The organism is Spiroplasma attinicola (assembly GCF_023509825.1).
GTDB classification, from domain to species: Bacteria; Bacillota_I; Bacilli_A; order Mycoplasmatales; family VBWQ01; genus Spiroplasma_D; species Spiroplasma_D attinicola.
Window position 1 is genome coordinate 73,300 of the sequence record NZ_JAKQXY010000002.1, and the last position, 13,349, is coordinate 86,648.

The 13,349-nt window shown below is 25.7% G+C and carries 15 protein-coding genes; 4 read left to right on the top strand and 11 right to left on the bottom strand.

The annotated features are described in order from the left end of the window. Positions 1-9 precede the first annotated feature (9 nt). The 8 genes from LT335_RS03400 to LT335_RS03435 all read right to left on the bottom strand — a co-directional run bounded on the left by LT335_RS03400 (position 10) and on the right by LT335_RS03435 (position 4,523). Positions 10-219 carry a hypothetical protein gene (locus LT335_RS03400; RefSeq protein ID WP_249728692.1) on the bottom strand — a complete coding sequence of 70 codons (210 nt, stop codon included), beginning with the start codon at positions 217-219 and terminating at the stop codon, positions 10-12. Between the two features lie 21 nt (positions 220-240). After that, positions 241-468: a hypothetical protein gene (locus LT335_RS03405; protein WP_249728693.1), complete on the bottom strand. Its 228-nt coding sequence runs from the start codon at positions 466-468 to the stop codon at positions 241-243. 183 nt (positions 469-651) lie between these two features. Then, positions 652-852: a hypothetical protein gene (locus LT335_RS03410; RefSeq protein ID WP_249728694.1), complete on the bottom strand. Its 201-nt coding sequence runs from the start codon at positions 850-852 to the stop codon at positions 652-654. A gap of 58 nt (positions 853-910) precedes the next feature. Next, a complete protein-coding gene (locus tag LT335_RS03415) occupies positions 911-2,485 on the bottom strand; it encodes an Mbov_0396 family ICE element transmembrane protein (RefSeq protein ID WP_249728695.1) in 1,575 nt (524 codons plus the stop codon). A gap of 49 nt (positions 2,486-2,534) precedes the next feature. After that, the gene (locus LT335_RS03420) at positions 2,535-2,858 is read right to left on the bottom strand and encodes an Mbov_0395 family pilin-like conjugal transfer protein (RefSeq protein ID WP_249728696.1); all 324 of its coding nucleotides are present in this window, start codon (positions 2,856-2,858) and stop codon (positions 2,535-2,537) included. Then, positions 2,851-3,420 (bottom strand): hypothetical protein, encoded by a 570-nt coding sequence (locus LT335_RS03425; RefSeq protein WP_249728697.1) that lies wholly within the window; start codon positions 3,418-3,420, stop codon positions 2,851-2,853. Before LT335_RS03425 ends, LT335_RS03420 begins: the two co-directional genes overlap by 8 nt. A gap of 15 nt (positions 3,421-3,435) precedes the next feature. Continuing rightward, complete coding sequence (locus tag LT335_RS03430) at positions 3,436-3,720, bottom strand: hypothetical protein (RefSeq protein ID WP_249728698.1); 285 nt, start codon at positions 3,718-3,720, stop codon at positions 3,436-3,438. A gap of 464 nt (positions 3,721-4,184) precedes the next feature. Next, complete coding sequence (locus tag LT335_RS03435) at positions 4,185-4,523, bottom strand: hypothetical protein (RefSeq protein WP_249728699.1); 339 nt, start codon at positions 4,521-4,523, stop codon at positions 4,185-4,187. A 305-nt stretch (positions 4,524-4,828) separates the two neighbouring features. Here LT335_RS03435 and ileS point away from each other — a divergent pair, with 305 nt between their 5' ends. Genes ileS through LT335_RS03455 form a run of 4 tightly spaced genes read left to right on the top strand, consistent with a single transcriptional unit; the run spans position 4,829 to position 10,483 of the window. Then, complete coding sequence (ileS, locus tag LT335_RS04620; protein ID WP_249728700.1) at positions 4,829-7,597, top strand: isoleucine--tRNA ligase; 2,769 nt, start codon at positions 4,829-4,831, stop codon at positions 7,595-7,597. Positions 7,598-7,618: 21 nt separating this feature from the next. Continuing rightward, positions 7,619-8,224 (top strand): signal peptidase II, encoded by a 606-nt coding sequence (gene lspA, locus LT335_RS03445; RefSeq protein ID WP_249728701.1) that lies wholly within the window; start codon positions 7,619-7,621, stop codon positions 8,222-8,224. Continuing rightward, entirely contained in the window at positions 8,199-9,143 is a 945-nt protein-coding gene (locus LT335_RS03450) for an RluA family pseudouridine synthase (protein ID WP_249728702.1), read from the top strand. The genes lspA and LT335_RS03450 overlap by 26 nt, the downstream gene beginning before the upstream one ends. Continuing rightward, positions 9,143-10,483 (top strand): rhomboid family intramembrane serine protease, encoded by a 1,341-nt coding sequence (locus LT335_RS03455; RefSeq protein ID WP_249728703.1) that lies wholly within the window; start codon positions 9,143-9,145, stop codon positions 10,481-10,483. The genes LT335_RS03450 and LT335_RS03455 overlap by 1 nt, the downstream gene beginning before the upstream one ends. 42 nt (positions 10,484-10,525) lie before the next feature. Here the strand turns inward: LT335_RS03455 and LT335_RS03460 are convergent, their stop codons facing one another. The 3 genes from LT335_RS03460 to LT335_RS03470 are packed head-to-tail and all read right to left on the bottom strand — an operon-like array spanning position 10,526 to position 13,244. Beyond that, positions 10,526-11,173 carry a hypothetical protein gene (locus tag LT335_RS03460; RefSeq protein ID WP_249728704.1) on the bottom strand — a complete coding sequence of 216 codons (648 nt, stop codon included), beginning with the start codon at positions 11,171-11,173 and terminating at the stop codon, positions 10,526-10,528. After that, positions 11,173-12,168, bottom strand: a complete 996-nt coding sequence (locus LT335_RS03465) for a hypothetical protein (protein ID WP_249728705.1) — start codon at positions 12,166-12,168, stop codon at positions 11,173-11,175. The genes LT335_RS03460 and LT335_RS03465 overlap by 1 nt, the downstream gene beginning before the upstream one ends. Further along, positions 12,168-13,244 carry a hypothetical protein gene (locus LT335_RS03470; RefSeq protein ID WP_249728706.1) on the bottom strand — a complete coding sequence of 359 codons (1,077 nt, stop codon included), beginning with the start codon at positions 13,242-13,244 and terminating at the stop codon, positions 12,168-12,170. Before LT335_RS03470 ends, LT335_RS03465 begins: the two co-directional genes overlap by 1 nt. Positions 13,245-13,349 lie beyond the last annotated feature (105 nt).

The following is a 13,349-nucleotide window of genomic DNA, read 5'->3' on the forward strand; positions in this document are numbered from 1 at the left end:
CTTATTTTATTAATATAAAGTTAAAATTAATGAAATTAAAACAGTAAAGAAAATGGTACAAAAGATTAAAAGATAAATTAAAATCTTTCGTCATTTCTTATTTTTAATTGGTTCGGTTAGATTATTTTTTTTTATTCGATGAATTTTTTTTAATTTTAATAAAATGAAAAAAAGTCCGACTATTGCAATAGTAGCCAGACTACTTAATACTTGTAACATTATTAACTCCTTTTTGGTTTCTTATTTTTTGTAAAAGTTTTGTCACAAGCATCTTTTTCAAAACTTGGCATTATGAATATTATTTGCATAATAAACATCAATTATTTGATCATCTTTAATTTCAAGATTTTGTTTTAAGTTTTCAATATTAAGGTTTGGAATCCTAATTAAGTATTTATCAAACTTAAGAAATCATTGATTATTATCAGTTTTAATTTTTTCTAAATCTTCATTTTTTATCATTGTCATTATAATCATCTTCTTTCATAAAATAGTTTTAAATAAAAAGGAAACAGATTTTCATCTATTTCCATAATTGATTTCTTTTTAAAAATTGTTTATTTATTCATTTTCAATTTCTTGAATTTTTGCTTCTAATGAATTTTTCTGATTTTCAGTTGCTCGTTATTTACATGCAGTTTTAAGTCATTGTTATGCTTGTTTTCAGTTTTCTTTATGAGATGATTCATTACCTCAATCGTTTCAGTTTTTATTAGAAAACCTAGGACAATAAGGAAATTTTTTTAAAGCTTTCATAACATCTTCTTCTGATGTGAAAGAATTAATAGTTTCTGGTATTCCATAACGCATTATGTCTTCACAAACACTTTTTCAATCACTTTCTCAACTCATTTATTTCATCTCAATAAAATATTAAAATTCTTAATTATTATATATCACTTTTAGCATTTTAATTATAGTCAGTATCAAGTTTATCGTGGATTTTTTTTGCCTTATTATGATGTTTAATTACTTTTGCTTCTTTTTTTGTTCTTTGCTTTTCTGAATAATTTTTTGTGTCAATTTTATTATCTAATTTTTGTGCTTTGTTAGAATATTTTTTTCTTTGTTTCATTAAAGAATTTTTATGGTTATTTATATTTTTTGTTTTACTATTTTTAGCAACATCTTTTGTTAATTGTGTTGTATTTTTTAGTCCTCTTCCAAGTACTTTTGCTGAAGCAACAACTGGAGTAGCAATTCCTTTACCTAAAACTCTACCAACACCTTTTACTTTTCCTTTCATTCCTTCGCGATTACCAGATTTTCAAGATCTTTTTGCGCCTGCACTCATATGACCAAAAGCAAAACCAATAGCACCAATACCAAGTCCAGTTAATCCAACAATTCCTGTTCTAGAACCAAGTCCAGTATTAGCATTACGAAAAGTACTAAAATTTATTCCTTCTTCTTGATTAGAATTACTATCATCAGAAGTAGTAGTATTTGTTTCATCACCAAGGTTTGAACTTGGAAATTGTTTTGCTCTTTTATTTTTCATAAATCCTAATGCTCGTCCAGTTACTTTCGCAGCACCCATTGCCATCATTCCACCTTTAATTGTTGATTGCATTGATGCCATTCCTTCTTTGATGCCAATCGACTCACCAACAAAATTACCAATCATATCAGCAAATCCTGTTGTTGCTAAAGAACCACCACATAAAGCTAGAATAATAAATAGTGATTTTGCTATTGGTACGGTACTTAAACCATTTAAATTTGAAGCTAATAAAGCTTGAATTGCCGAAATGAAGACATAATAACCAATCAAAGTTGCTGTTGCAGCTAAAAATTTTGCTATTACCATATCTTTTCAAGTAAATGCTGCTTTACCATTGTCAATAACCATCACAATCATAACGATTGGACTAATGACAAATAAGAAAAATAATTCAAAAATCTTTTGAACTAAAGCAAGTCCAATAATAAACATTCCAAATAACATAAATCATGTTCCAAAAATTTGAGCAAGCATGTTGTAGTTTTTAATATTATCTGGGGCACCATAACCAGGTTTAACATCATCAATTGCACCATGTCAGTCTGGATTACCCATATGTCATAAATAATCAGCAAGATTACTATTAGTACCAAAATTGTTAGTAATTGTCGTAGCAATATTTTGAATAATATAATTTGATAAGAAAAAGAAAATTGGAATTAAAAACATGAAAATAAAAGCTTTAAGACCATTTTGTAATGCAATTATAAATTTTGTTTTTGTTTCAACTGCTTCTTTAAAGATTAAAATTATAATCTGAATTGTAAATACTAAACTAAAAAGACAGAAGGCAAAAACTACAAATCATCAAAATTGCATTGGAATATTATTTCATTGAAAGTCTTTTGAAGAACCAAAAAGTAGATCATTAATAATACCACCAGTTAAATATTGTAATACGGCATTAAAGGCAGCAATTAAGTTTAATGGACCTTTAATAAAAAGAAATCAAACTAATTTTAAAATTGCAGTTTCAATCATTTATATTTCCTTTCTAAAATAAAAAAATAGTATGATAACTACTCTTTATTTATGTATTAATTCCTAAGCCTGCTGCTTTAACAATTTGAATAATAACATTAGATAAAGCAATAACAACACAAGTACCAATAATGGCAATCATTGGTCATTTCAAGGCACTTAAATAAATTGCTCTACTATCAGGTTCATCAGAATTTCTAATAACACTTCATCAAATTCAAATTGCTTTAACTGTTGCGAAAATTACTTCTAGAACAACTAGAATTCCTAAGGCAGCATTAACTCATATTGTTACGGTATTAATAATTCCAGAAAAGTCTGGAGTACCATTATCAGCAAATATTGTTGGTTGATTTAAAATTGAATTAATCATTATTTTCCTCCTCAATTTTTGAAAGATTATCTAAAATTATTTGAGTATTATTAATATTGTTAGAAATTTCATCTAAATCATCTTGTAAATATTCTTCAGGATAATCTTTAAATAATTCTTTTTTTGCTTTTCATTCTTTGTTTAATTTATCAATTTTATCTGCTAAATAAATCATTGCTTCAACTTTATCAACAATGTCAATTGTGCCATTGTTTCTTAATAATAAAATTTGATAATGATATTCGTCATTTTCTGCTTGATAATGGTTAATTTCAGCATTAATTTCCTTAATAGCATCTTTTTTATCCTGATCAGTAACTTCATCATCACTAGGTTCTTTTTTAATATCACTAATTCATTCTTGACACTCTGCAATGTTTGCTTCATTTTCGGCAATTAATTTTAGATAATAATCGCGATCTTTTACTTCTGAGTCTGGATTGCTAGGTTTACCTGGTTCAAGGCCACCGCCACCAATTGAATTGCCACTACAAGCAACAGTTGATAAAGTGCCACCTCCAACTAAAGATAGTTGTGATAAAATTTTAATAATTTTTTTCATTAGTTTTAACCTCCTTTAGTTTTTTACATAACCAACAAGTACATTTTTACTATCAATGATTATTCATCTAGTTATTTCATGATTTTTTTGACATTTAAAATATAAATGTCACCTAATTTCATTAATTTGTTTGATCTTTCAAAAAATTAATTTTTCATTGCAAAGTTTAAATTTATTTTCGTTGCATTCTGAGCAATGTTCATAATCTTTAGCTTGACAATGATTAATTTTTGCTGTTGATTTTGGTAACTTTTGTTTAGTAATTGGTAAATGTTTTTTAATAATTTCATTAATTGACATATTTACCCCCACCTTTATAAAAGTAAAAAAGAGTAATGATAATCATTACTCTTGATTTTTAATAAATCTTTTTAACGTTTTTTCTTATTATTGTCATTATTTTTATCATTCTTTAATTTGTTGTTATTAATTCCATTAACATGAGTGCGAATGAATTGTTCTTTATTGTCTTTCATTATTATCACCTCCTTTCTTAAAATTTTTGTAAATAAAAAAAACTGACTAAAACAAATCAGTTTTTGAGAATTGTTTATTTTTGAGTTTTGTTGTAATTAATAAATGTTTTAATAGTTTTTTAATTGATTTTTGCTAATAATTTAATAGTATAGTTTATTGTCTTGTGGGACTATAGCACTTTAATGCTAGTATTGCTCTTGGTTAGGGTTACTAGCCCCTTAAATTCATTAATGTACCAATAATTAATGAAATTTTTATTAAGTTGTCAGTTTTAATTTTCAATAAAGTTATTTTTTCTTTGCTAAATAATTTTCTTTCATTTGATTGATTGTTGCTTTAATCTCTTGATGTAGCTCTTGTCCTGAAATTGCAGTTTTAGCGATTTCTTTATTATTACTATCAAGGGTAATAATTTGATAATCTTTATTAAGATCAATTCAAACAATCATTCGATTTTCAAATTTAATTGAATTAGAAACACTTGATTTTGAAAATCAAATTACCATTTTATCGTTATTTTTTCTTGTAAAATAATTTTGTGGAGCAGTAATTGCTACTGCTTTTGGTGTTTCATTAATAATTCAATTTTTGTTTAAAAAAATACTAGTTAAATCTTTTTTAGTCATGAGTTTCTCCTTCTCTGCTCATAATATTATTAATATTTTTTTAAAATTATATGAATTGAAAAGACTAACAGATTTTCTTTTTGATTTTGGGAGTGCTTGGAGTAAGAAAGAGACTTTTATGTTTAAATGAAAGGTAGGTAACATAAAATATTTCTCAAAAAGGAATTGTTAGGAGCAATCCGGAAATATTTTTATTCAACCCAGAAATAAGTTAATAATTATTTTTTATTAATAATAAAATGCTTTATTTATGATTAAATTACAATTATAATTAATTAATAAATATTGATTTAACTGGAGTAATAATGAACAAAAATCATAAAGAATCTTATAAAGATACATTACTTATGCCACAAACTAATTTTGAAATGCGTGCTAATTTACCAGCAAAAGAATTGATTATTCAAGATTTTTGAAATAAGAAAGTAATTTATCAAAAATTAATAACAAAAAATAAAAACGGTAAACCTTTTATTTTGCATGATGGTCCACCTTATGCTAATGGTGACTTACATATGGGTCATGCTTTAAATAAAATCTTAAAAGATATGATTGTTCGCTATTATAATAGTAATGGTTATTATGCTCCTTATATTCCTGGTTGAGATACTCATGGTTTACCAATTGAGCAAGCTGTGACAAATAGTGGCATTGATCGTAAAGCAATTACCATTAATGAATTTCGTGATAAATGTCAAACTTATGCGACAAAACAAATTGCTAGTCAAAAAATTCAATTTCAAAGATTGGGATTATTAACTGATTTTAAAGATTGTTATTATACTTTTGATCAAAATTATGAAGCAGAACAAATTAGATTATTTGCTAAAATGATTGAAAAAAAATTAGTTTATCGTAATTTATACCCAGTTTATTGATCACCAAGTAGTGAAAGTGCTTTAGCTGAAGCAGAAATCGAATATATTAATAAGAAGAGTTGAGCAATTTTTGTTGCTTTTAATTTGGCTAAAGATGCTAATACTGCTTTAGTAATTTGAACAACAACACCATGAACAATTCCGGCTAATCAAATGTTAGCAGTAAATGAAAATTTTACTTATGTTTTAATTAAAGTTGATAAGAAAAAGTATTATTTAGCACTTGATTTGCTAACTAGTTTTGTTAAAACTAATAAGATTGAAGATTACAAAATTATTAAACAAATTTCAGGTAAAGATTTAATTGGTTTAAAAGTATTGCATCCGTTATATGACAGAATAACTCCAGTTGTTCATAGTGATCATGTTAATTTAGAGTCAGGAACAGGGATTGTTCATATTGCTCCAGGATTTGGTGTTGATGATTTTAATTTGGCATTAAAACATAAAATTAAAATTAATATTCCAATTGATGATCAAGGTAAATATACAGAAGCTATTAATGATGATACTTTAGTTGGCAAGTTTTATGATGATGCTAATGAATTAGTTATTAATCGATTAAAAGCAAAAAATAATTTATTATCAAGTAATGGTATTATTCATTCTTATCCTCATGATTGAAGAACGAAAAAACCAGTTATTTATCGTGCCACTTGACAATGATTTATTGCGATTAAAACTTTGAAACCGACAGTTTTAAAAGCGATTACTAAAGTTGATTTTTTACCTGAGTGAGGTAAAAAACGTTTAACATTAATGATTAAAAATCGTAACGATTGATGTATTTCGCGCCAAAGAATTTGAGGAGTACCAATTCCAATTTTTTATACTGAAAAAAAGACGGCAATTTTAGATAGTAAAGTAATTAATCATGTTGCTGATTTGTTTGCAAAAGCAGGTAGCAATATTTGATATCAAAAATCAGCACAAGAATTATTACCAAAAAACTATCAACATAAAGATAGTCCTAATAATATTTTTACAAAAGAAACTGATATTATGGATGTTTGATATGATAGTGGTGTTTCTCATTTAGCAGTAATCAAAAATAATGATTTACCTTGACCGGTTGATTTATATTTAGAAGGTAATGACCAATTTCGTGGTTGATTTAATTCTAGTTTAATTACTGGTGTTGTTAATGCTAATCAAAGTCCTTATAAAACAGCTTTGGCTCACGGTTTTGTTAATGATGAAAAAGGTAATAAGATGTCTAAATCATTAGGTAATACAATTACTTTGTCAAGTATTTGTCAAAATTATGGTGCTGATATTTTACGTTTATGAGTTGCTAGTGTTGATTTTCAAGATGATACAGCAATTGGGCCAGAAATTTTAAAACAAATTAGTGAAAATTATCGTAAAATTCGTAACTTATTAAGATTTTTATTAGGTAATTTGTTTGATTTTAATTTTAAAAGTATTATTAATAAGCAGTTTGAGCAAGTTTTTGAAACTTTAGCAGAAGTTGATCAATATATTTTGGTGAAATTAAATAATTTGATTAAACTTAGTCATCAGTCTTATCAAAATTATGATTTTATTAATTTTTATAAAGAAACATTAAACTTTATTACTAATGATTTATCAGCGTTTTATTGTGATATTAGTAAAGATATTTTATATTTGAATCTTGCTAATGATATTAGAAGAAGACAAATTCAAACAACAATGTTTTACATTCTTACTTCATTAATTGGTTTATTAAGTCCAATTTTGCCTCATACTTGTGAAGAAGCATTTCAAAGTTTAAACCAAACATCATGAGATCAAGCAAAGACTTCACTTATGGAACAATCATTTCCACAACCTTGAAAAATTAAGCAAGAAAAAGCACTTTTAACAAAATGAGATGCCTTTTTAAAATTGAGAACGGATGTTAATCAAGCAATATCACAAGCACAAACAAAAGCAATTATTAAAAATACTTTAGAATCAGATGTTGTAATTAAATTAAAGCAAGAAAATCCGCTATTAAGTGAAATTAGTGCCAAAGATTTAGAAAAATTATTAATTGTTAGCTCAGCAAAATGAACTAATGATAATATTAATACAACTTATAGTAGTGATTTAGCAGAAATTACTGTTTCCTTAAAACAAGGAAGTAAATGTCCTCGTTGTTGATTAATTTATTCAAGTTTAGTAACTGATGTTTGTCAACGATGTTCACAAGTATTAGCTAAGAAAAAATAAAGGGAAAATTAAAAAGCAATTATGAAGCAATTTAAAGTTAAAGTAAAAAATCATTTTACTAATTACAATTGAAAAATAAAAGCAAAAATTATTACGATTGTCGTATTAATGCTTTTAATTGTCTTTGATCAAGTAATAAAATTAGTTGTTAAACAAAATTTAACTTTAGATGAACCTCATCCAGATTGATTTATGCCTGGATTTATTACAATTAAATATGTTATTAATGGTGGTTCCGCTTTTGGTTTAAATCAGGGTAAAACGAGTTTATTAATTACAATTGCTTTTATTGTTGCTTTTATTTTATTAATTTGATGAACTTTTAGTCGCACAACAAGTCATATCGTAGGAATTGTTTTTATTCTTGCAGGAACAATTGGTAATCTCATTGATCGCTTTTTAAATCATGGCGGTGTGATTGACTTTTTGAATTGGGAGTTGTTTAAACCATATACAATTTTTAATCTTGCTGATATGATGGTAACAATTGGTATTTGTATTATTGTTATTGCAATAATTGTTAGTTTAATTAAAAATTTTGTTTATAATCATAAAGAAAAACAAGCAACACGAAAAACTAAGAAAGTAAACAAAGAAGAACATGAAGCAACACGAAAAACAGTTTAGTTTTCAATATCAAGATCTTTCTGAAACTAGACTTGATAAGTTTTTAGCTCAACAATTACAAGATCAAAATTATTCGCGAACTTTTATTACTAATTTAATTAAACAAGGACAAGTGACAGTTAATGACAAAGTTGCTGCAAGTCAAAAGCAGTTATTAAAAACTGGTGATATGGTTGTGATTAATATTATTAATAATTCTAATGAAAATGGTTTAGTAGCAAAACCAGTTGCTATTAATATTATTTATGAAGATGATGATATTATTGTGATTAATAAAGCAAATAATTTAGTTGTTCATCCAGGAGCAGGTAATTTTGATAATACCTTAGTTAATGGTTTATTATTTAATATGAAAGAGTTGTCTTCAGTCAATCAAGAATCACGACCAGGTATTGTTCATCGCTTAGATAAACAAACAACTGGTTTGTTAATTGTGGCAAAAAATAATCAAAGTCATTATTTTTTAGCTCAAGAATTAAAAAACCATGAAATAATTCGTGAGTATATTGCTTTAGTTCATGGTAAAATTAAAGCACAATCAGGAACAATTGATGCTCCGATTGCTCGTGATAAAGTTCATCGTCGTAAAATGGCAGTGAATGAAGCAAATGCTAAAGCAGCAATTACTCATTTTAAAGTTTTAGAAACTTTTAATAATTACTCATTAGTATCTTGTCAATTAGAAACTGGTCGAACTCATCAAATTCGAGTTCACTTTCAATGAATTAATCATCCTGTTGTTAATGATCCAACATATAGTAAATTTCCGGTAGAAGATAGTAATTTAGGGCAATATTTGCATGCTTATAAAATTACTTTTAAACATCCAAGAACAAAAAAAGTTATGGTATTTACTGCTGAATTACCAGATTTTTTTCAAAATAGGTTAAAATTATTAAGAAAGGAAAATGGCAATTAATGGAAGAAAATATTTTAGATGTTCTAGGTTTACAATTAGTTGATTATTTTATTAATTTTGAAAATTATCAACCATTTAATATTCCGGCAAAACTTCGTGATGATGCAAAAGGAAAAGTTTATTTGGTTAATAAAGCAAGTGAAAAATATCAAATAATTGAAATTATTAAACAACATATTGCTAATAGCAATGAAGTTAAAGTCAAAGATGATGTAATTTTGACTGCTTTAAAAAAAGAATTTGCTTTAACTGATAATCACTTTAAAGTTTTAGTTGTTGTTCTGAATGATGAAAGACAAAATGAATTCCGTCATTCTCCGGCAATGGATATTATTATTGCTACTCCTAATAATATTATTAAAGAATTAGCGAAACCTTTTCCAGCAATAACTAAGACAGTTAATCCAACAATTGTTGAAGAATATCAAGCAGAAAAAGCTGATGATGATTCAGAAGATGAGTCACCAAGAGCAAAAAAATGAAAGAAAGTTAATTTTCAAAATCGCCGTTTTTTGAAAGATGCACTTTTAAAATCAACTAATCCTCATTTAATTGTTACTTGACTATTCTTTGCTTTACCAATTGTTTGTTATATTATTTTTACAATTTTAATGAATAATTCAGGGTCTTTTAATGCCGGTGTTAGTAGCGCTGTTATTCATTTAGTTTTTGGTGCTTCAGATCGTAATCTTGTTTATGGTGCTAATCAATATTGAAGATGAATTACTTATCCTTTTGTTGAGTTTGATGCTTTAAGTTTACTTTTATCTTTATGAATGTTTTATCGAGTTGGTCGTTATATTGAAGGTTTTTATGGAACATGAAAAGCAGTTATTATTTGATTAGGTGCTATTTTCTTAACTGGAGTCATTCAAACAACAGTTGATCATATTAATATCTTAAATGGTTTTATGATTTTAAGTTTGATTTCAATTGGAGCAATGTTTCCAATTATTTATAATTACAAGCTATTTAAAACAAAAATTATGTCAAAAGTTATTATGACTTTCATTTGATTAATCTTATTTTGAATGATATTTTATGGCTTTAGCCCAGTTATGTTATTATATTGAATGATTGCCATTGGTTCAGGCTGATTATTAGGTAGTTTAGTAAGTTATCATAATCGCCAGTTAACAGTATTTTATGCTTTTACTCCGATTGCCATTGGTTTATTAATATTATTTACAATATTAGTTGCCTTTTTGAATCCTTACCAACCTTATGATAGTGGTAATTGAACTTATGATACTTTAACTATTTATAAGTCGCTTCATTTATTAGGTGATAACTACTTTAATTGAGTTGGTAATCATTATTTTGGTGGTTGACCATCATAAAAATAGGAATGAGTTTTATCTCATTCCTATTTTTTATTTCTTTTATTCACCATAAAAGTTTGTTACTACTCGTTCTTGAAGTATCTTTTCTTTGAGATTAAAGAAAAATTCAGTATTATTTGGTAAGATGCTAATCATATTACAATCATATCAATAAAATCAATTATTATTGTTATTACCAATAATCTTTCCAGATGTATCTTTAATCATAAATAAGAATTGAAAATCAATTTCTGGTTCATTTTCAATATTATTAATATTTATTGTTGGTAAGTTTAAAAATAAATATATTCCTGGATTTTTGTCTGCAAGTTCGTTTGTTTGCATTTCGTTAATAACATCTTTGTCAATAGAATCATAAGTTGTAATTAAGAAAGTAAAATTATAATTAAAGTCTCAATTATTTTTTTCAAAAGTATAAAAATAATTTTCACTTAATTCATTTGAAGTTTTATTATTCATCGTTTGAAAAATATTTGCATTTGAAATTTTTGCTTTTGGTAATGTTATTATAGCTATTGATATTCCTCAAATTAAATCATTTCATTGTTTTTGGTCTGAACCTTTATCAGTGACGTTTTTACCATTTTGATCAAAGCAATCAGCATAAGATTCAGTACATGAGACAATCATAGTTGAGCTTGTACTTAATACAGACAATGAAGTTAAAAAACTAATTATTTTTTTCATTATTGAGCACCAAATCCTTTTGGAATTAAAAATTGTTGAAACTTTATATTAACTCCATTATGATTTTCATCTGCTTTTATCATTGCTTTAGTTGCTTTTTTAAGATAGTTTCAAATAATATTTGGTAATACAATTTGCAGAGTATCATTTAAAATTGCTTTAGCATTATTTAAAATACTAATTGTTTCATTTAAAGATTTATTATTCATTGTTTGAAAAGTGCTTGCATTTGGAATTTTTGATTTTGATAATGTTAACATTTTAATTTGCATTAAAGTTAGATCACTTCATTGTTTTTGGTCTGAGCCTTTATCAGTGACATTCTTAGCATTTTCGTCAAAATAATCTTCATAAGTTGGATTCGGATTTGTTACTACTCGTTGTTCGTTTGTTTTTACTTTATTGAAATTAAAAAAAAGATCATTATTATTTGGCAAAGATTTTTCTATATTTAGGTCAACTCAGTAAAATCAATTATTATTGTTATTGCCAATAATTTTTCCTGAAGTTTCTTTAATCATAAATAAGAATTGAAAATTAATTTCTGGTTCATTTTCAATGTTGTTAATATCAATTGTTGGTAAATTTAAAAATAAATATATTCCTGGATTTTTGTCTGCAAGTTTGTTTGTTTGCATTTGACCAATAACATCTCTGTCAATAGAATGATAGTTAGTAATTAAAAATGTAAAATCATAGTTAAAATTTCATTTATTTATTATTTGACTAAAATACTTTTCATTTAGTTCGACTAAAGATTTATTATTCATTGTTTGAAAAGTGCTTGCATCTGGAATTTTTGATTTTGATAATGTTAACATTTTAATTTGCATTAAAGTTAGATCACTTCATTGTTTTTGGTCTGAGCCTTTATCAGTGACGTTCTTACCATTTTGATCAAAGCAATCAGCATAAGATTCAGTACATGAGATAATCATAGTTGAGCTTGTACTTAATACAGACAATGAAGTTAAAAAACTAATTATTTTTTTCATTATTGAGCACCAAATCCTTTTGGAATTAAAAATTGTTGAAACTTTATATTAACTCCATTATGATTTTCATCTGCTTTTATCATTGCTTTAGTTGCTTTTTTAAGATAGTTTCAAATAATATTTGGTAATACAATTTGCAGAGTATCATTTAAAATTGCTTTAGCATTATTTAAAATACTAATTGTTTTAGTTAAAATATCAGAATATTTTGCCCCTATGTCTTCAAGAGACATTTTTAATGGTATTTCAATTATCACTTTAATTACCTTAGAAGTTTCTGAAAGATTTTGTCCTTTATAAAATTGTAAAATACTATTAAATGTATCAAAAATATTATAGAGTTTGTCAGTAAATGGAATACCTGAGTTTTTGAAGTCTGTTTCAGTTTTAACAACAATGTTATACAATACTTCAGCTTTATCATTACTATGCTTGTCAATATTGATTAAGTAATCAAAAAAAGTATAACCAGATTGAAGAACTGTTTCTAATGAACCAAAATCTATCCCATTATAAAGTGAAGATAGTAAATTAACAATGCGCATAATATTAACATCACCTTCTGGGAAATTAACTTTAAATCCTCAATCTCAAAGTGCTGTTCATCAATGACTTGGACCATACATACTTACTGTTGGAGTATAATTATTTGAATCACCAAAATCTAAATTAATAAATTGATTTATCATTTTTCAATTAATATTTAACGAATATGTTGTTTGTACAACAGATTTTGTCATTTTTGAAATTGAATTATATAAAAGATACATGTTTTCAATTATTGCTTTATTATTTTTAATAAAAGTAATATTTGAATTTTTTAAATATTGATTTCTTTCATTATCGTTTAATGTTGGTAATTTTGCCATTGCAATGGCAATGTTTTTTTGTTCAGTTTCTGATAATTGATCATATTCTTTTTTTAAATTAGTAAACTGAATGTAATTATCTGCAGATTTTACTTGCTTGCTATTTTGTAATTTTTGTTCTGTTGGTTTTACTGCTGTCGTAATAATAGCACTACTTGCTGATGTTAAAATTGCAGTAGTTCCTAATAAACATAATAATTTTTTCACAATTTATCACGCTAATAACCTTTCCTATTTTTAATTATAACTCTGCTAAAATAGGTTTCAAGTTAAAAAAAATAAAAAAAGATGCATTTTAAGCATCTTCTTTAA